The organism is Kribbella sp. NBC_00709 (assembly GCF_036226565.1).
Lineage (GTDB): Bacteria > Actinomycetota > Actinomycetes > Propionibacteriales > Kribbellaceae > Kribbella.
Genome location: NZ_CP108996.1, coordinates 3,691,703 through 3,709,695, shown reverse-complemented (window position 1 = coordinate 3,709,695; position 17,993 = coordinate 3,691,703). Strand labels below are relative to the sequence as shown.

Here is a 17,993-nt window from a genome sequence, read left to right as displayed (position 1 = left end):
GATAACCCCTGAAGCGCACGCCGGACGTGCGGCGGCCGGGGGACGGAGTGCACGCGGGGATTACTGCTGGCGGACGGGGAGTACGGCGGAGAGGAGTTGGTGGGTGTAGTTGTCTTGGGGCGCGCGGAAGAGGGCCTCGGTGGGGCTTTCCTCGACTACTTGGCCTCTGTTCATCACGGCGACCCGGTCGGCCAGGCGTTCGACGACTGCGAGGTTGTGGGAGATGAACAGCATCGACAGGCCGAGCCGGTCGCGCAGGTCGGTGAAGAGTTCGAGGATCTGCGCCTGGATGGATACGTCCAGCGATGACGTCGGTTCGTCGCAGACCAGGAGGTCCGGTTCGAGCGCCAGTGCCCGGGCGATCGCGATCCGCTGCTGTTGGCCGCCGGAGAACTGCCGTGGATACAGCTCCGCATTCCGCGTGCTGATGCCAACCAGATCAAGCAGTTCGAGACCGCGAGTACGGCGCGATTCCTTGTCGCCGCGCTCGTGCAGACGAAGCGGCTCCATCACGTTGCCGATCGCGCTGAAGTGCGGAAGCAACGAACCATAAGGGTTCTGGAAGACCATCTGCATCCGTGGCCGCAGCACCCGCAATTCGCGGGCCGGCAGCGTGGCGAGGTCCTTCCCGTCGAACTCGACCCGTCCCGATGTACACGCCTGCAACCCCATCATCAGCCGCGCCACCGTCGACTTCCCGCTACCGCTCTCGCCGACGAGGCCGAGCGTCTCGCCACGGTGCACAGTCAGCGAAACGTCGTCGACGGCGCGGACCTCGCCGGCGCGGGTGCGGAAGACTTTGGTGACCGATTCGGCGCGGACCAGTGGTTGTTGTCCTCGATCGCCTTCACCAGCAGGTCGTTCGTCAGGCATCGACGGCCACCTTCCAGCATGCGGCGTCCCGGCCGGGGCCGATGGTCAGGATCTCTTGTTCGGTCTGGCACCGAGGCAGTTCGGCGCGCGGGCAGCGCGGGTGGAATGCGCAACCTGATGGGCGACGTGACAGGTCGGGCGGGCTGCCGGGGATCGGGTGCAGCGCGAGTTCCCGGCCGCCGACCTCGACACTCGATTCGAGCAGGCCGACGGTGTACGGATGGCGCGGGTCGTCGAGCAACGACGCCATCGGCGCCCGCTCGACCACGCGGCCGGCGTACATCACGACCGCGTCGTCGCAGAAATAGCGGGCGACGCCGAGGTCGTGGGTGATCATGATGACGCCCGTACCGCGGTCCTTCAGCGCCTTCAGCAGGTCGAGGATCTGCCGCTGCACGGTGACGTCGACGGCGGTGGTCGGCTCGTCGGCGATCAGCAGGTCGGGCTCGGTCACCATCGCCATCGCGATCATCGCCCGCTGCCGCATCCCGCCGGACAGCTGGAACGGGTACGTGCGGATCCGCTTCTCCGGGTCCGGGATCCCGACGTCGCCGAGCGCCCGTACTGCGCGTTTCCGCGCCTCCGCCTTGTTGCACAGACCGTGCCAGAGCAGGTGTTCGGTGAGCTGGCGCTCCAGCGTCAGCGTCGGGTTCATCGCCTCCATCGCGCTCTGGAACACCATCGCGATCTCACGGCCGCGGACCTTGCGCAGCTCCTTGTCGCCGATCGCGAGCAGATCCCGGCCACCGAAGTACGCCTGTCCGCTGGTGATCCGGGCAGTCCGCGGCAGGATACCCATCACGCTGCGCATGGTGACGCTCTTGCCGCTGCCGCTCTCTCCGACGATCGCGAGCGCCTGCCCACGTCGTACGTCGAACGACACGCCATCGACCGCGGTCAACGAACCGCCATCGCGCCGGAAGGTCGTCCGCAGGTCACGCACCGACAGCAAAGCCTCGTCGCTCATCGCTGCTCCCCACTCGGGTCGAAGGCATCCCGTACGCCGTCACCGATCCAGGTGAATGCCAGCAGGGTCAGGGCGAACAGCACCGCCGGCGCGACCAGCATGTGCGGCGCGGCGAGCAGGTACCGACTGCCCTCGCTGATCATTGCGCCCCAGGACGGTGTCGGCGGCTGGACGCCCAGCCCGAGCAGCGCGAGACCGGCCTCCGCGGCGATCGCGGCCGGGATCGCGAAGCTGGTGGTGACCAGGATCGGGCCGATGGCGTTCGGCAGGATGTACCGGATCGCGATCGTGCTGCCCTTGGCGCCCATCGATCGGGCCGCCTCGACGTACTCGCGTTCCTTCAGCGTCATCACCTGAGCCCGAACCAACCGGGCCTGGGTGACCCACGACGCGATCCCGATCGCGACCACCAGCGCGAAGATGCTGCGGCCGAGCACCGTGACCATCACCACCGCGAACAGGTACGTCGGGAACGCGTACATCACGTCGGTGAATGCCATCAGCAACGATTCGACCCGGCCGCCGAGATACCCCGCGAGCAACCCGATCGCCAGCGCCAACACCAATGCGGTCAGCTCCGCGCCGAACGCCACCGTCAACGCCGTCTGCAGGCCGTAGATCAGCCGGCTGAGGATGTCCCGGCCGAGCAGATCCGTACCGAGCAGGTGCCCCTCGGAGCCCGGCCCGGCCAGCTTGTGCTGAATGTCGGTCTCTTCATAGCCGTACGGCGCGATCAGCGGCGCCGCGATCGCGGTGATGATCAGCAACGTGCAGAAGATCAGACTGCCGAAAGCCAACCGGTGCTGGCGAAACCGGGCCCATGCCCGCGCCCACGGCCCGCGCGCAACGGTCTCCCGCTCCAGAGGTCCCGGTTCGCCTTCAGCACCGGCCACAGCCGCCCCAGCAGCCTCGATGCCTTCAGTTGCCGTCATGGGATCCACCTCCCACGGTGCGGATTCGAGGGTCGAGGAGGCCGTAGATCAGGTCCACGACCAGGTTGGTCACCATCAGGATCAGTGCGAAGAACAGCGCCGTACCCATCAGCAGCGGCATGTCCCTGCTGGCTGCTGCGTTTGCGAAGTACAGACCGAGGCCGGGGATCCGCAGCAGTGCCTCGACGAACACCGTGCCGGTCATCAGCGCGGCGAGCAGTGGACCGGCGACGGTGACGAGCGGGATCAGCGAGTTGCGCAGCGCGTGCCGGACGATGACCGTACGACGAGGGCCGCCCTTGGCGATCGCGGCGGTGACGTACTCCTCGCGGAGGGTCTCCAGCATGCTCGACCGCACGTACCGCGCCAGCACCGCGGCCGGTCCGAGGCTGAGCGCCAGCACCGGCAGGATCAGGTCCTTCGGGCCGTTCCACCCGCCGGAAGGCAACAGCTTCAACGTGGCGGAGAACAACAGGATCATGAACGCCGCGCTCAGATAGCTGGGCAACGCGTGCCCGAGCGTGACCACGAACATCGTCCCGTGATCGGACTTGGAGTTCTGCCGGAGCGCCGCGAACACCCCGACCGGTACGGCGATCAGCAGCGCCAGCAGGACCGCGAGCAACGCCAGCGTGGCCGAGATCGGGAACGCCTCCGCGATGATGTCCTGCACGTTGCGGCTGGCGTACTTGTACGACGGCCCGAAGTCCCAGTGCGCCGCGCCCTTCATGAAGATCAGGTACTGCTTCCAGACCGGTACGTCGGCGCCGTACCGGGTCTCGAGCTCGCCGACCATCGACTCGGTGCCGACGCCGCCGAAGTTCGTCGCGCCGCTGTTCACGCGCTGCAGGTCGGCGAAGTTGCCCGGCGCGAGCTGCAGCAGGGTGAAGGTCAGGATCGACACCGCGATCAAGGACAGGGCCAGCCGCACGATCCGCTTGCCGATGTACCCGGCGAGCCCCACGTCAGCTCCCTACGCTCAGCGGCTTGAGGTAGAAGTAGTCCGGATACGCCCGCAGCTGCAGGCCGTGCACCTTCGGCTTGACCGCGTGGAAGAGGCTCAGCCACAGCACCGGCAGATAGAGGTACTGCTCCTCCCGCTGCTTCGCGGCCTGCTTGTACAACCCCATCCGCTTCGCGTCGTCCGGCTCGGCAGCGGCCTGGTCGACCAGTGCACCGATCTCCAGCGCGGGCTTCGAGGCGTGCGCCGTGAGAATCGCCTTGAGCTGTGCGGTCTTGGCGGCCGGCTTCAGGTTCTTGTCCTGCTGCACACCCTGGTACGCCTGCCACTGGTCGCTCGGCAGGCTGATCTCCTGCACGTTCTGCGGCGACCAGAGCGAGCCGACCATCGTCGGCCACGTCGGCAGCCCGGCGAACGTGCCGTAGTAGAAGCCGATGTAGTTGCCCTTCTGGACCTCCCAGCGCCGCTCGGTGTAGACGCCGGCCTCGACATGGTCGACGCTCGCCTTGATACCGAGCTGCTTGGTCCAGCTGTCCACGATCGCGTCGGCGAGGGTCGTGTCCGGCACACCGACCAGGATCCGGATCGGCGGCAGGCCCTGGCCGTTCGGGTAGCCGGCCTCGGCGAGCAGCTTCTTCGCCTCGGCGACGTCCTCCTTGATCCCGATACTCGCGTCCCAGCCTCCGGTCCGGCTGGTCACCAGCGAGACCCCCGGCTCCTGGCCGGGCTGCACGCCGGCCAGCGTCTTCCGGTCGAGCGCCAGCGACAGCGCCTTGCGGACCCGCACGTCCTCCATCGCCTTGTGCTGGCTGCGCAGTTTCGCGAGGTACAGGATGCTGTAGTTCTCGGTCTGCTGGAGCTGCTTCGACAGGTTCGCGTCCTTCTGGAACCGCAGTACGTCGGGTCCGGCGAGCTGGGTCAGGTCGGTCTCACCGTTCTCGTACGGCACGGTCGCGGTCGCCGCCGCACTCGGCTCGACCAGGTTGACCTGGATCCGGCCGAGCTTGACGTTGTCGCGGTCCCAGTACTTCTCGTTGGGCGTCAGGATCAGCCGCGAGTTCTGCACCCACTCGGTCACCGTGTAGGGCCCGTTGGACACGTAGTTCGGCGGGTTCTGCCAGTCCTTCGGCTTGCTCTCGACCAGATCCATCGGCAGCGGGAGCAGCGCCGGGTGGGTGAGCGCCAGCAGGAAGTCCGGGTTCGGGTTGGCCAGCGTGAGAACGAGCTCGTGGTCGCCGTTCGCCTTGACACCGACCTTCGTCCAGTCGGTCAGTACGCCGGCCAGGAAGTCCTGGGCGCCCTTGATCCCGGTCGCGGTCTGGTAGCTGTTCGCGCCGAGCGTCGTACCGCCGGCCGAGGCCGCGGCCGGCGTGAACAGCCGCTTGTAGGTGCGCTCGAAGTCCTGGGCGACGACCGGCTTGCCGTCGGACCACTGGGCGTTGTCCCGCAGCGTGAAGGTGTAGGTCAGGTGGTCGTCGGAGACCTTCCACTCGCTCGCGACGGCCGGCTGCACGCCGTCGCCCTTCTCGTTCTGGGTGACCAGGCCTTCGGAGATCCCGCGGCTGAGGATCCACATCCCGTTGGTGATCACCTGCGGATCCAGCACCTCGACCGGAACGTAATCGATCTTCAGCGTCGACTGGCCGCCCGACGCCTTCTCGTTGTCGCCGAACAGTCCGCAGCCGGTCAGCGACCAGCTGCCGCCGAGAGCGGCGAGGGTCAGACCCGACAGTCGCAGGAAGTCGCGCCGGGTCTGACCGACCGGCGGCACCGAGCTGGTCCACACACGCTTGGGCAAAGGAGTGCCGCCTTTCTGGCGTCCGGAACTCGACTTATGGTCGCGACCGTAGGGCCGTCAGAGCGTCGATGTCAACGCTTTACGGCCATTACCGAAATTGATCGTGACCTGCGAGCCCGGCAGGCGGCAGACTCCTTGTCAGCTGAAGCGTTCGTACGCCGGTAGCGTCAGGAAGTCGATGTACTCGTCGGCGAGCGCCACGTCCAGGAACAGCGACCGGGCCGCGTCGTACCGCTCAGGCGAGCCCAGCTTGGCGATCTCCTCGTCGGCGATGCGTTCGACCAGCTCGGTGGTGATGGTGTCGCCGGTGTCCAGAACGACGTGGTTCTGACGCCACTGCCAGATCTGGGACCGGGAGATTTCGGCGGTGGCCGCATCCTCCATCAGGTTGAAGATGCCGACGGCACCGGTGCCCTCGAGCCAGGCCGCCAGGTACTGGATCGCGACGCTCACGTTGTTGCGCAGACCGGCCTCGGTCACCTCCCCCGGCGTCGCTGCGACGTCGAGCAGGTCCGCGGCGGTGACGGCGACGTCCTCGCGCAGCTTGTCGACCTGGTTGGGACGGTCGCCGAGCACGGAGTCGAAGACGGTCCGGCAGGTCTCGACCATGCCGGGGTGCGCGACCCACGAACCGTCGAAGCCGTCGCCGGCCTCACGGGTCTTGTCGGCCTCGACCTTCGCGAACGCCTGCTCGTTGACCGCCGGGTCCTTGCTCGGGATGAACGCCGCCATCCCGCCGATCGCGTGCGCGCCGCGCTTGTGGCAGGTCCGCACCAGCAGCTCGGTGTACGCGCGCATGAACGGCACTGTCATCGTCACGCTGTTCCGGTCCGGCAGCTGGAAGTCCGTGCCGCGGGTCCGGTGCGTCTTGATCACGCTGAACATGTAGTCCCAGCGCCCCGCGTTCAACCCGGCGGAGTGGTCCCGCAGCTCGTACAGGATCTCTTCCATCTCGAACGCGGCCGGGTACGTCTCGATCAGCACGGTCGCCCGGATCGTCCCGCGCGGGATCCCGAGCTGGTCCTGCGCGGTCACGAACACGTCGTTCCAGAGCCGCGCTTCGAGGTGCGACTCCATCTTCGGCAGGTAGAAGTACGGTCCCTGGCCGCGAACGAGCTGCAGCTGCGCACAGGCCGCGAAGTACAGCGCGAAGTCGACCAGCGAACCGCTCACCGGCTCCCCGTCGACCTGGAGGTGCTTCTCCGGCAGGTGCCAGCCGCGCGGCCGGACGACGATGGTGGCGAGCTCCTCGTCCGGCTTCAGCGCGTAGCTCTTGGCGTCGGTGCTGAAGTCGATCTTGCGGGTGATCGCGTCGAGCAGGTTGAGCTGGCCGCCGACCACGTTCTCCCAGGTCGGCGTGTTCGCATCCTCCTGGTCGGCCAGCCACACCTTCGCACCCGAGTTCAGCGCGTTGATGGTCATCTTCCGGTCGGTCGGGCCGGTGATCTCCACCCGCCGGTCGATCAGACCCGGAGCGGCGGGCGCGACCCGCCACTCCGGGTCGTCCCGGACGTCCTTCGTCTCCGGCAGGAACCCCAGCGACGCCCCGGCCGCGATCTCCGCGACCCGCTGCTCGCGGCGCTCCAGCAGCTCTTTCCGCCGCCCGTCGTACGCACGGTGCAACGTCTCGATGAGTCCGAGCGCACGCTCGGTGAGAATCTCGTCGTACCGCTCGTTCATCGGGCCGGTGACGTCGATGGACACTGGGAGCTCCTTAGCTGAGTACTACGACTTCGTGATCGGTGATCCGGTCTACCCCGACCGTAATCCAGCCGTCCTGCTCCTTCACAGCTACCTCATCACCCGAGACGAGAAGCCGTGCCCGTTGACCGCTCACCCTGAGCGACACCGTGAACGGACCGGCGGGTGTGAACTCCTCGAGGCGGCCGCGCCAGGCTCCGCCCTGGTCGAGGTTCACCAGATGCAGGATGTGCCGGTCGCCCTGCCGGTAGAGCTGACAGTCCAGTACGCCGGCGCCCTCGACGCGCACCGGGATGCCGTCGTGACGGACCAGGTTCGCGAGCACCTTGCCGTGATCCGGGTGGTGGTGCTTCGCGTACTGGCGATCGAGATCCGCCGCGAGGTACGCCGTACGCTCGCCGAGGACCAACGCCGGGATGTCGCTGCGCGGCTCCTCCATCCACGACTTCTCCGGCGGATAGATCGGGAACGGCGGGATCCAGGTCAGCGCCGCTTTGCCTCCTTCCACGACCTCCAGCTGTCCACCGAACGGCAGCACATCGGTGTCGCCGTCGAAAACCGACCGGTCCTCGATCCGCAGGTAGCTGTGGCTGTCGTACTTCTCCCAGTCGGTGACCGTGCCGTCGCCGAGCCGCTTACCCGCGTGCCGGACCCCGAGCAGGTCGCCCAGCGTCCAGTCGTCCCGGCGATCGCCCCACTCGTCGTAGAGCCCCGATTCCCCAGTGACGACAAGACGGCCGCTGTAGGCCTGCAGCTGGGCGATCTGCTCGTCGGTCAGCACCCCGACGTTGGGCACGACAATCACCTGGAAACGCTCATCTACTTCGGTCGTGGGCAAGTACGGGATCCGCGCCCTCACCAGCGCATCCACCCACCCGCGGTACGGCAACTGGCTGACCGTCTCCGCCTCGTCCTTGCCGTGGAAGTCCACGCTGCGCTGACTCCAGAGCAGTCCGACTGTGGCCACCGGTTCACGGTCGACGAGGTACTCCTCGTTGGCCTCGTGCCATTCGAACAGCGGCTGCGCGGTCGCGTACTGCCGCCGATCGTCGTGCACCGATCCGATGTGGTGCCACCACGGCTGGATCCCGCCGGCCCAGCCTTCGATCGCCCACATCCGCGCCTCCGGCTCGGGTTTGCTCCCGAGCCGGAACGTCGGTACACCGGCGTCGTACATCGCCGTACTCTCCGGGATCAGCGTGTCCCAGCCGAGCAGCCCGTGCAGGCGCTTGCCGGAGTCCGCGTTCGCCTGGAACCCAGCCTCCTCGTGCCGCCACTGCGAGTCCAGCATGAAGATCGACGCCCGCTTGCAGATCTCGACGTCGTCGCGCAGCCTCTTGCTCTGCGCAACGACCTCGCCCCCGTTCATCCCGATCCACAAGCAGCCCGGACCGCCCGCGCGCCGTGTCACCTCGTTGTTCAGGTCCCACACCGCAAGCCGCTGGTCGTAGCTCCACCGGATCCACTGCCGGTACGCCGGATCCGACCAGTCGGGCTTCGCCGGGAGATCCTGGCCGAAGCTGGCCCGGCAGTTCGGGCAGTAGCAGATCGAATCCCGTCCGAGCCCCGACCAGCTGTTGTCGGTCAGCCCGTCCGGCTCAGTGCGCTCGATGATCTCCTCGAGGATGCCGGTCAGGAACTCCTTGTAGTACGGGCCGGTCACGCAGGCGACGTACAGCTTCCCAGCCCGATAAGGGTTGCCGTCGGCATCGATCGCGAACCAGTCCGGATGCGCGTCGTACAACGGCTGGTGCGCCCGGTTCGAGTCCATCCGCGCCAGCACGGTGAGGCCGTCCTCTTTGGCGAGTGCGGCGATCTCGCCGTACAGATCGCGATCACCGAGGAACTCGGCCCGGTGCTGCAGCTCGAACTTGCTCGGGTAGTACGCGACGATCCCGCCGGCGTTGACGATCACCCCTTGGACCTTGGTACGACGCCAGTGCTCCCGCCACCAGTCGGCGTCGTACCGCGCCGGATCCTTCTCGGTGAGGTTGGTCTGCGCCCACCTCAGGGTTCTTTGATACCAAGGTTTCACTTCAGGCTCCGCACCGCGTCGCCCGCACCGGAGACGTTCTCCAGCAGCATCTCGGAGTACTTGCGGCTGAGTACGACGCCTTCTGCGCCGCCTTCGAACGCGGCCAGGGTCGCGTCCCGGACAGACTCCCTGGTGCAGGCGGTCAGTTCACCTTCGTTGTCGTCCCAGTTGATCTTGGTACCGACGTCCCGCGGTTTCTCCAGTCCGCGCTGCTTCGCGACACCGACCGGGATGTCGATGTCGATGCCCGGGTAGATCGCGCTCTGCCCGCCGACACCGGCGACGGCCCGCTCGGTCTCCCGCCGTACGTAGTCCGCGCTGAAGCCCGTCTGCGGCAGCTTCTCGTACGAACCCTCGTCGAGCTGCAGCAGCTTCATCATCAGCGGGTACACGTCCTCGGGCTCCGCGTCGGCGAACAGCGCGCCGCAGATGCTCTTCACCCAGGTGAAGAACCGCGGACCGGCACAGTTGTTGTAGATGACGACCTTGATGAAGTCGGAGAACTTCGCCATCTCCGTGTAGTCCTGGTCCGCCCGGTAGAACGGGCTGAACGAGATGTTGTGGTACACATGCCAGCCCACCTGCACCTCGGGCGAGATCGCCTTTGCGACCCCGTAGATGTCGCGGTACAGCTGCCGCTGACTCTCGGTCCACAACGTCTGCCAGGCCAGTACTTCGGGGAAGTTGAGCAGGATCCGCCAGAACGCCACGAACGCGCCGTCCACCGGACGCTCACCCGCGCCGACCCGCTGGTTCCACTCCACCAGCTCGCGGTAGCCACGCATCGCGCGGTCGACGTCGATGCCCCGCTCGCGGGCGAACTGCCGGCAGTGCGAGCAGAAACAGCCGACCTCGGACACGTCGACCGTGCCCTGCATCAGCATGTTCAGCGGACCGGGCCGCTCCGAGCACCAGGCCAGTCCGTCGAGCTCGTAGCTCTGCAGGTAGTCCTCGACGAACCCGAGATGCCAGTTGCGGTAGTCCGGGTTGTTGAAGCACGGGCGGCGACCAGGGCGACCCCAGGCATCCACTTCCAGCACCTTGGCGAAGTTCGGGTACGTGCGCAGCTGGCGCGCGCCTCCGCTTTCCTCCATCCACGCGAACGACTTCATTCCGCGTTCGCGAGCCTTCGGGATCACCTCGCCGAGCAGGTCGAGCTCCGGGTGCTCCGGTGCGCGGCCGACGTCGCCGAGGACGGTGTTTCCGTAGTACTGCGAGTGCGGCGTCGCGTAGTTCCCGCCGACCCAGCCGAGGTCGTACTCCTGGACGCCGTGGTCCGGGATCGGATGGCCGGGGATCTGCCGGCCGCCGGTTCCCCGGGTCCAGGTCGGCGTGGCCAGGAACAACGCGTTCACCGCGCCGCGCTCGGCCAGGATGTCGAGTGTCCGGTCGACGCCTTCGTCGACGAACGAGATGGCTCCGATCTGCATGGCAACGACCCGATCGGGCACGATGCTCACCCCTTCATTCCTGTCATCGTGATGCCTTGGATGAAATAGCGCTGAGCGAAAAGGAAGACGGCGATGACCGGTACGACGGAGATCGTCGCGCCTGCCATCAGCAGACTGATCTTGGTGAAGTACTCGCCCTGGAACTGGGCGAGCGCCACCGGCAACGTCTGCAGGTTCTCGGACGTGATGTAGATCAAGGGACCGAACAGGTCGTTCCACGATTCGAGGAACGTGAAGACCCCGATCGCGGCGAGCGCCGGTTTGGTCTGCGGCAGCATGATCCGCCAGTAGATGCCGAACGTGGACGCCCCGTCGATCTTGCCGGCGTCCTCGAGTTCGTTCGGAATGGTCAGGAACGACTGCCGCATGAGGAAGGTCGCGAACACCGGTGTGAGCACCTTCGGCACCCACAGCGGGTACTGCGTGTCCACCCAGCCGATGTGCTGGAAGACGATGTACTGCGGGATCAGGTACGCGATGCCGGGGATGATCGACGTGGCGAGCAGCACCATGAACGCGATGTCCCGGCCGGCGAACCGCAAGCGCGCGAACGCGTAGCCGGCCATCGACGCGACGATCAGAATGCCGATCACGTTCAACCCGGCGAGTTTCACGCTGTTCCACAGGAACACTGGGATCAGGTCGAACACCTCGCCGTAGTTGCTCCACTGCGTGTCCGTGGGCAGGAATTTCGGCGGCGAACTGAGCACCTTCGCCTCGGGCCGCAGAGATGCGCTGATCATCCAGACCAGTGGCGCCAGGAACGCCACTGCGAACAACGACATCACGACGTACTGGGACGACTTTCCGACGATTCTCATGAATAGAACACCCACCTCTTCTGCAGCTTCCACTGCAGGAAGGTGACGGCCGCGATCACCACGAACAGGATCCATGCCATCGCCGAGGCGTAGCCGACCTTCCCGTAGCTGAACGCGTTCTGATAGATGTTGTAGATGTAGACGCTGGTGGCGTGGCCGGGCCCGCCCTTGGTCATCACGTAGATCAGGCCGAACACCTGGAACGACGAGATGAACTGCGTGATCAGCAGGAACAGGAAGTGCGGCGTCAGCAGCGGCAACGTGATGAACCGCAGCCGCTGCCAGGCCCCGGCGCCGTCGATCTTCGCCGACTCGAAGAACTCGTTCGGCAGGCCCTGCAGGCCGGCGAGCAGAATGATCATCGGGTACCCGATGCCCTGCCAGACGCTGACCATGATCACAGCCGGCATCGCCCAGCTCGAGCTCGACAGCCATTGCGGGCCGCTGATCCCGAGCTGGCTGAGCAGGCCGTTGATCACACCGTTGTCCGGCTGGAAGAACCAGAACCAGACGAACCCGATCGCTACCACGTTCGTCACGTACGGCGCGAAGTACGCCGTCCGGAAGAACGCGACGCCCTTGATCGGCCGGGCGCACAGCAACGCCAGCACCAGGCCGATCCCGATCGTCAGCGGGATGCTCGCCAGCGTGAAGTAGACGGTGTTCTTGAACGTCTGCAGGAACAGCGGGTCGTCGCCGAACATCTCGGTGAAGTTCTTCAGGCCGACGAACTTCGGCGCCGAGATGCCGTTCCAGTCGGTCAGCGAGGCGGCGATCGAGACCAGGATCGGGAAGAACTGGAACGCCACCACCCCGACCACGATCGGGCTGATGAACAGCCAGCCGGTCAGGTTCTGCTTACGGCGGGCCCGGCGTACGTCGGCGGTGTTGACTTGTTCGGCGGTGTCGCGTGCCATCGTGATGGTTGCCATCGACATCAACCCTTCAAGGCGTTCTCCACCTGTGACTTGACCCCTTGGAGAACGTCGGCGACCGGCTTCTCGCAGTTGTAGGCCGTGTCCAGCGCGGGCCGGTACAGCTCCCGGGCGCCGATCGTGTTCTTGGTCTGGTTGGTCGCGGTCAGATGCTTGGCCGCCTCGGCGAACAGCCCGATGTGCTCAGGGGCCTTCCCGTTCGGCGCCAGATCTGCCGCGGCCTTCAGGTTGATCGGCGTGAACGCCCCGCCCTGGAGCAGGATCTTGCCGCCCTCCTCGCCGGCCAGGTACTTCAGCAGATCCCAGGCCGCGTCCGGGTTCTTCGCCTTCTTCGGGATGCAGAACACGATCACGCTGGACTCGGTCTTCTGCTCCACGTCACCAGGCGGCGGAGCGACGTCCCAGGTGAAGTCCTTGATCGTCTGCCGCATGTACGGCACGGTGCCGAAGGTCGCGAACATCATCGCGATCTTGCCCTGGGCAAACATCTGGTTCTGGATGCTGTCCTGCTGCAGCGCGGACCACGGCGGTTGCACCTTGTCCTTGCAGGTCAGGTCGGTGGCCCACTGCAGCGCCTCGCTCTCCTTGCCGTCCGGCAGCGTGAACTGCGTACCGTCCTTGGAGAAGATGCCGGTCTGGCTGCCGTGGTTCACGGTGAACGTCTGCTCGTAGCCGGTGTCCAGGTAGACCAGCGCGCCGTACTGCTTCTTCGCCGGGTCGGTGAGCTTCTTGGCCTTCTCCTCGAAGTCGGACCAGGTCCAGTCCTGCGCCGACCAGGTCGTCGGCGGCAGCGGTACGCCGGCAGCTTTGAACAGATCGACGTTGTAGAAGATCAGCCGCGGCTCGTACCCGAGAACCCACGCGGTGTGCGAACCGTCGGGCTGCTGCGGGAAGTCGAACGTCTCCTTGGCGAACTGCGACGTGTCGAGTTTGTCCTTGTCGATGTAGGGCTTCAGGTCCAGCAGCGCTCCTTGCTGGGAGAAGCCGCGGACGAAGTCGTCGTTGATCCGCATCACGTCCGGCGGACTGCCGCCCGCGATCAGCGTGCGCATCTTGGTGTCGTACTCCTGGGTGACCGCGGGCTGGATGGTGACCTTCGTCCCCGATTCCTTCTCGAAGGACTGGATCGCCTGCTCCAGCGGGTTGCCCTTGACCTGCTCCCAGTTGAGGAAGGTAAGGCTCTTGCCCCCACCCCCACCTGCGTTGCCGTTGCCGCCGCAGCCGGCCATTGCTCCGGCGGCCGCGAGTCCCGTCAGTCCGGCGAGAAACCTGCGGCGGCTCAGGTCGGAGAGTTGTGCCAAAGAATTGTGCTGCACCGGAATCTCCCATCCACTAGGGATGAATACGTATACAATGAATACGTATACACATTGGCTTCGGCGTGGTCAACGGCCTGTGGCCAGACTCTTGAGTAGGGTTCAGCATTTGGACGAGGGGAGGCGGGGTCATGGCGCGACCACCGACGAGTAGGGATCTGGCCCGGCTGGCGGGGGTGTCGCAGGCGACGGTCTCGCGGGTGCTGACCAACAACCCGAAGGTCAACCCGGAGACCAGGGCCCGCGTTCTGCAGGTGCTCAAGGACGCCAACTACATACCGAACGCGTTGGCGCGCGCGATGAAGACCGGGCGGACCGACACCATCGGCGTGTTCATGACGCGCGTGACCAGCCCGTTCCACGCCGAGCTGCTGGACGAGATCGGGCGGGTGCTCAGCTCGATGGGTCTGCACATGATCCTGTGGAACATCGAGCACGATCCCGAGGAGACGATCGCGGAGGTGCTCCAGCAGCGCCTCGTCGACGGATTCCTGCTGACGTCGGCGACGTACGACTCGAAGCTGCACACGATGGCGCTCGCGTCCGGGACACCGACCGTGCTGCTGCACCGCGGCATCGACGGGCTGGACTGCGACCAGGTCGTCGGCGACAACTGGCAGGGCGCGTACGACGCCGGCCGGTATCTCGTCGACGCCGGCCACACCGACATCGGACTCGTCACGCTCGTCCACACCGGCAATACGTCCCGCGACCGCGACCTCGGTTTCCGCGCCGCGCTCGCCGACGCCGGCGTGAAGATCAAGCCCGCCAACGTGGTCTCGGTCGGCGTACCGCACGCCGACGGTCACGCCGCCGCGGAGAAGCTGCTGTCCCGGAAGAAGCCGCCGACCGCGATCTACACCGTCACCGACCTGCTCGCCTTCGGCATCCTCGACGGCGCCCGCGCAGTTGGCGCCCGGGTCCCCGACGACGTCTGGGTGATCGGCTTCGACAACACCGAAATGGCTGCCTGGGAAGCCTTCGACCTCACCTCGGTCGCACAACCCGTCCACGCCATCGTCGAGGCCGGCGTCGCCCTCCTCCGCCAACGCATAGCCGACCCCGACCGCCCCACCGAGGTCGTAACCCTCCCCTGCCCTCTGGCGATCCGCGGCTCCACCGCCAACACCCCGTTCACCCCGGCAAAGGATTGAGCCGAGTCCCCATCAACAACCCACCCGGACAACGCGCGTACGCCGCCCTCCCACCGGGAAATCGCCGACACTCGGCCCGCCATGCGCTCCTGCAGACTGAGGGGAACCCGGTCCGGCCCTTGCACACCTGCTCGACGATCGCCGGATCGACCTTGGTGATCCGCGTCCCCGCCACGTCGAGCAACGACCCAGCCTGCAGGTAGTACGACAAGGGCTTGGTCGGCTTCTTGATCTCGATATGCTCGTAGATCGCGGCCTCGACCTCCGCGATCGCGCTCGACGCAGTACCCACCGGAGCTGTGTGCCGCACGGCGGCGACCCCCGCAGCCGTGAAACATCTGCCGTCCAGCGGCCTGAACAGGCCGATATCGTGCAGCATCGCGGCTACGAACAACAGGTCCGGATCGACGGTTGCCTGAGCTCGATCCGCGGACGCCAACGCCATCCCGAACCACCAGGTGCGCACCGAGTGCTCGAGAAACCCGCGCCCCAAGGAGGCTCGGGCAACCATCTCGGCCTCGGCACCCCATCCTGCATCCGGCGGCTTGATCACCACCTGCGACGGCAGTGCCGACCCACGCCGCCCCAGCCGGTACGCCGCCAACTCGGCCGTGGTCGTGACCAGTCGACCTAGCGCAGTCGGCAGCAGTCGCACCTTGTCCTTGGTGCTGAGAATCTCGCTCATTCGTCGACAGGCTCCAGGGTGGTGTCCTTGTCCGCGCGCCACTGTTCGGCAGTCCGGAGGATCCAGTACAGCAGGAACAGGCTGAGCAGAGCGGTCTCGACCCAGAGGACCGCTGATTCCCTGGCGATGAGTCCGATCACGAGGATGACACCCATCGCGGCTGCGATCAGGCCGTAGAAGCCGGTGAACACCTTCCGCTCCTGTACGCCTGTGACCGGCAGCTGACGCGTACCCAATGCGCTTAGCACAACTATGCCGATGATGGCCCCGAACAAGAGCGCGGCGGCGGTGTAGTGCGCGTTCTGGTTGAAGGCGTCCCGCGAGGTCCAGAACCAGACGATCCCCGCCAGCCAGAGCAGGCTCGATGCCGCCAGCCCGAAGTACTCCTTCCGGTGCCACTGGGTTTTGCCCTTCGAGGTCAGCCCGATGATCAGCGAGGCCAGCAGGGCCAGGCTGCCGACCACGAAGTACGCCCACATGTTGTTCGCGATGTCCGCTGCCGCGCGGCGCGAAACGACCTCCTCCGACCAGCAACTGCCCGGGTTCGGCGTCGGCACGAAGGCAACGACCGGCGCGAGCAGCCCACCGATGTTCAGCAACACGTCCTTCAGAGTCGATTTGCCTTTCAGGACGATCATGCAGGCGCCGACGGCGACCAGCGAACCGATGAACACCGCATGCACCGGCGTGTAGTAGTACGCGCTGATCGATCCCTGCCAGCAGTCCGACACCGTCTTGATGTGCTCGCGCAACACCGCGACCGCAAGCATGATCAGGACCGCGATCATCGCCAGCCGTAGGTAGTTGTAGGTCCGCTTCTCGAAATCGCTCTGGAAGGCCATGACCTTCCCCTCTCCGCTGCCGAGACTCCCCTTGCCTGTTCGGACCGTCGGGGATCGGCGGGAGATACATCAGATGAGTTCGGGCAGCACCTCGGCGAGTACGGCGGCGTGGTCCTCGGGTCGGGACAGGCCCAGGTTCATCGTGTTCACGCAGAGGTGGGTTGCGCCGAGGTTGCGCCAGCCTTCGACGAAAGCGCGGCGGTCCTCCTCGGGTACGGCGGCCAGCGTCAGTCTTGCCTCGATGCCGATGGAGTGTGGGTCGCGGCCGGCCGCCTCGGCGGCTTCGCGGATCGTGGCGATCTGCTGGCGGGCGGCTTCGTCGGGCGCGGACTGCGGCATCCACCCGTCACCGATCCGGCCGGTACGTCGCAGTACCGCATCCGCGCCGCCGCCGAACCAGATCGGGATCTGGCGCCCGGGCAACGGGTTGAGGCCGGCCTCGACGATCTCGTGGTACTTGCCGTCGTACGAGATCACGGGCTCGGCCCAGAGCTTCCGCAGTACGTCGACCTGCTCCTCCAGCAGCGCCCCACGCTGCCTGAACGGTACGCCGAGCGCTTGGTACTCGACCTGGTTCCACCCGATGCCCACGCCGAGCCGCAGCCGGCCGCCGCACAGCACGTCGACCTCGGCCGCCTGCTTCGCCACCAACGCGGTCTGCCGCTGCGGGAGTACAAGCACGCCGGTGACCAGCTCGAGGTTGGTGGTGATCGCCGCCATGTACCCGAACAGCACGAAAACCTCATGAAACAAGGACTTGTCGGTGTACCCGGTCCAGCCCGGCCGGTTCGCGGGATCCGCGCCGAGCACGTGATCGTAAGCGAGGACATGGTTGTACCCGGCCTGCTCCACCGTGGTCGTCCAGTCCCGCACCGTCTTCGGGTCCGCGCCGATCTCCAGCTGGGGGAACACCGCACCGATCTTCACTTCGTAGCCTCCGGCAACAAGTCGATCAATCCCTGGACAGCCAGCTCGAACGGCTCCACCGACCCGGCCGCCCGCGCGAGCACATACCCACCCTGCAACACCGCCGCCACCGTCGCCGCGGTCCGCCCAGGGTCCAGCGACTCCGGGTACTCACCCGAACGCTTGCCCTCTGCAACCACCTCGGCGAGCCGCGCGCGCAGCCACTCGAACGTCTCCGCAATCGGTGCCCGCAACTCCGGGTCCGCGATCACGTCGGCATCCGCGGCCAGCCTGCCGACCTTGCACCCTTTGAGCACCTCCCGCTCGCGCTCCAGATACCCGGCGATCCGCTCACTCGCCGACCCGTCTCCGGCCAGCTGCGCGTCAGCCGCCGCCCGCAACTCCGCCCCCGACCGCTCGATCGCCGCCTTCGCCAACTCCGCCTTCCCGGCGAAGTGGTGATACATGCTCCCCTGCCCAGCATCCGCGGCCCGCTGGATCGCCTTGGGCGAGGTCCCCACGTACCCCCGCTCCCACAACAACTCCTGCGTACTACGAATCAACCGCTCCACCGTCTCCACCCATCCACTGTACCCACAGGTACAACACCAGGAGA

At 66.5% G+C, this 17,993-nt stretch carries 16 protein-coding genes; 1 reads left to right on the top strand and 15 read right to left on the bottom strand.

The features are described 5' to 3' along the window. Nucleotides 1–60: 60 nt before the first annotated feature. The 11 genes from OHA18_RS18265 to OHA18_RS18215 form a co-directional block, all read right to left on the bottom strand. Nucleotides 61–873 carry an ABC transporter ATP-binding protein gene (locus OHA18_RS18265; RefSeq protein WP_329005315.1) on the bottom strand — a complete coding sequence of 271 codons (813 nt, stop codon included), beginning with the start codon at nucleotides 871–873 and terminating at the stop codon, nucleotides 61–63. Beyond that, complete coding sequence (locus tag OHA18_RS18260; protein ID WP_329005314.1) at nucleotides 866–1,840, bottom strand: ABC transporter ATP-binding protein; 975 nt, start codon at nucleotides 1,838–1,840, stop codon at nucleotides 866–868. Before OHA18_RS18260 ends, OHA18_RS18265 begins: the two co-directional genes overlap by 8 nt. Continuing rightward, nucleotides 1,837–2,772 carry an ABC transporter permease gene (locus OHA18_RS18255; protein WP_329005313.1) on the bottom strand — a complete coding sequence of 312 codons (936 nt, stop codon included), beginning with the start codon at nucleotides 2,770–2,772 and terminating at the stop codon, nucleotides 1,837–1,839. The genes OHA18_RS18260 and OHA18_RS18255 overlap by 4 nt, the downstream gene beginning before the upstream one ends. Further along, complete coding sequence (locus OHA18_RS18250; protein WP_329005312.1) at nucleotides 2,759–3,736, bottom strand: ABC transporter permease; 978 nt, start codon at nucleotides 3,734–3,736, stop codon at nucleotides 2,759–2,761. The genes OHA18_RS18255 and OHA18_RS18250 overlap by 14 nt, the downstream gene beginning before the upstream one ends. A gap of 1 nt (nucleotide 3,737) precedes the next feature. After that, nucleotides 3,738–5,531 carry a peptide ABC transporter substrate-binding protein gene (locus OHA18_RS18245; RefSeq protein WP_329005311.1) on the bottom strand — a complete coding sequence of 598 codons (1,794 nt, stop codon included), beginning with the start codon at nucleotides 5,529–5,531 and terminating at the stop codon, nucleotides 3,738–3,740. 138 nt (nucleotides 5,532–5,669) lie between these two features. After that, a complete protein-coding gene (aceB, locus tag OHA18_RS18240) occupies nucleotides 5,670–7,235 on the bottom strand; it encodes a malate synthase A (protein ID WP_329005310.1) in 1,566 nt (521 codons plus the stop codon). A 10-nt stretch (nucleotides 7,236–7,245) separates the two neighbouring features. Beyond that, nucleotides 7,246–9,267 carry an alpha-amylase family protein gene (locus tag OHA18_RS18235; RefSeq protein ID WP_329005309.1) on the bottom strand — a complete coding sequence of 674 codons (2,022 nt, stop codon included), beginning with the start codon at nucleotides 9,265–9,267 and terminating at the stop codon, nucleotides 7,246–7,248. Next, nucleotides 9,264–10,718: a hypothetical protein gene (locus OHA18_RS18230; protein WP_329005308.1), complete on the bottom strand. Its 1,455-nt coding sequence runs from the start codon at nucleotides 10,716–10,718 to the stop codon at nucleotides 9,264–9,266. Before OHA18_RS18230 ends, OHA18_RS18235 begins: the two co-directional genes overlap by 4 nt. Nucleotides 10,719–10,723: 5 nt before the next feature. Beyond that, the gene (locus OHA18_RS18225) at nucleotides 10,724–11,539 is read right to left on the bottom strand and encodes a carbohydrate ABC transporter permease (RefSeq protein WP_329005307.1); all 816 of its coding nucleotides are present in this window, start codon (nucleotides 11,537–11,539) and stop codon (nucleotides 10,724–10,726) included. After that, entirely contained in the window at nucleotides 11,536–12,471 is a 936-nt protein-coding gene (locus OHA18_RS18220) for a carbohydrate ABC transporter permease (RefSeq protein ID WP_329005306.1), read from the bottom strand. Before OHA18_RS18220 ends, OHA18_RS18225 begins: the two co-directional genes overlap by 4 nt. A 5-nt stretch (nucleotides 12,472–12,476) precedes the next feature. Then, nucleotides 12,477–13,790: an ABC transporter substrate-binding protein gene (locus tag OHA18_RS18215; protein ID WP_329005305.1), complete on the bottom strand. Its 1,314-nt coding sequence runs from the start codon at nucleotides 13,788–13,790 to the stop codon at nucleotides 12,477–12,479. A 131-nt stretch (nucleotides 13,791–13,921) separates the two neighbouring features. Here OHA18_RS18215 and OHA18_RS18210 point away from each other — a divergent pair, with 131 nt between their 5' ends. Further along, the gene (locus tag OHA18_RS18210; protein ID WP_329005304.1) at nucleotides 13,922–14,944 is read left to right on the top strand and encodes a LacI family DNA-binding transcriptional regulator; all 1,023 of its coding nucleotides are present in this window, start codon (nucleotides 13,922–13,924) and stop codon (nucleotides 14,942–14,944) included. Here OHA18_RS18210 and OHA18_RS18205 read toward each other — a convergent pair. From OHA18_RS18205 to OHA18_RS18190, 4 genes are all read right to left on the bottom strand, one after another. Next, nucleotides 14,925–15,629 (bottom strand): HD domain-containing protein, encoded by a 705-nt coding sequence (locus tag OHA18_RS18205; RefSeq protein ID WP_329005303.1) that lies wholly within the window; start codon nucleotides 15,627–15,629, stop codon nucleotides 14,925–14,927. The genes OHA18_RS18210 and OHA18_RS18205 overlap by 20 nt on opposite strands. Next, nucleotides 15,626–16,471, bottom strand: coding sequence for a hypothetical protein (locus OHA18_RS18200; RefSeq protein WP_329005301.1), 846 nt, complete (start codon nucleotides 16,469–16,471; stop codon nucleotides 15,626–15,628). Before OHA18_RS18200 ends, OHA18_RS18205 begins: the two co-directional genes overlap by 4 nt. Before the next feature lie 69 nt (nucleotides 16,472–16,540). Continuing rightward, entirely contained in the window at nucleotides 16,541–17,398 is an 858-nt protein-coding gene (locus OHA18_RS18195; protein ID WP_329005300.1) for an LLM class F420-dependent oxidoreductase, read from the bottom strand. After that, a complete protein-coding gene (locus tag OHA18_RS18190) occupies nucleotides 17,395–17,958 on the bottom strand; it encodes a TetR/AcrR family transcriptional regulator (RefSeq protein ID WP_329005299.1) in 564 nt (187 codons plus the stop codon). Before OHA18_RS18190 ends, OHA18_RS18195 begins: the two co-directional genes overlap by 4 nt. Between the last annotated feature and the right edge of the window lie 35 nt (nucleotides 17,959–17,993).

Bases quoted from the DNA above. Each gene is read 5' to 3' on its own strand.
- OHA18_RS18265 (WP_329005315.1), bottom strand. From the start codon at position 873: ATGCCTGACGAACGACCTGCTGGTGAAGGCGATCGAGGACAACAACCA.
- OHA18_RS18260 (WP_329005314.1), bottom strand. From the start codon at position 1,840: ATGAGCGACGAGGCTTTGCTGTCGGTGCGTGACCTGCGGACGACCTTC.
- OHA18_RS18255 (WP_329005313.1), bottom strand. From the start codon at position 2,772: ATGACGGCAACTGAAGGCATCGAGGCTGCTGGGGCGGCTGTGGCCGGT.
- OHA18_RS18225 (WP_329005307.1), bottom strand. From the start codon at position 11,539: ATGAGAATCGTCGGAAAGTCGTCCCAGTACGTCGTGATGTCGTTGTTC.
- OHA18_RS18220 (WP_329005306.1), bottom strand. From the start codon at position 12,471: ATGGCAACCATCACGATGGCACGCGACACCGCCGAACAAGTCAACACC.
- OHA18_RS18210 (WP_329005304.1), top strand. From the start codon at position 13,922: ATGGCGCGACCACCGACGAGTAGGGATCTGGCCCGGCTGGCGGGGGTG.
- OHA18_RS18205 (WP_329005303.1), bottom strand. From the start codon at position 15,629: ATGAGCGAGATTCTCAGCACCAAGGACAAGGTGCGACTGCTGCCGACT.
- OHA18_RS18200 (WP_329005301.1), bottom strand. From the start codon at position 16,471: ATGGCCTTCCAGAGCGATTTCGAGAAGCGGACCTACAACTACCTACGG.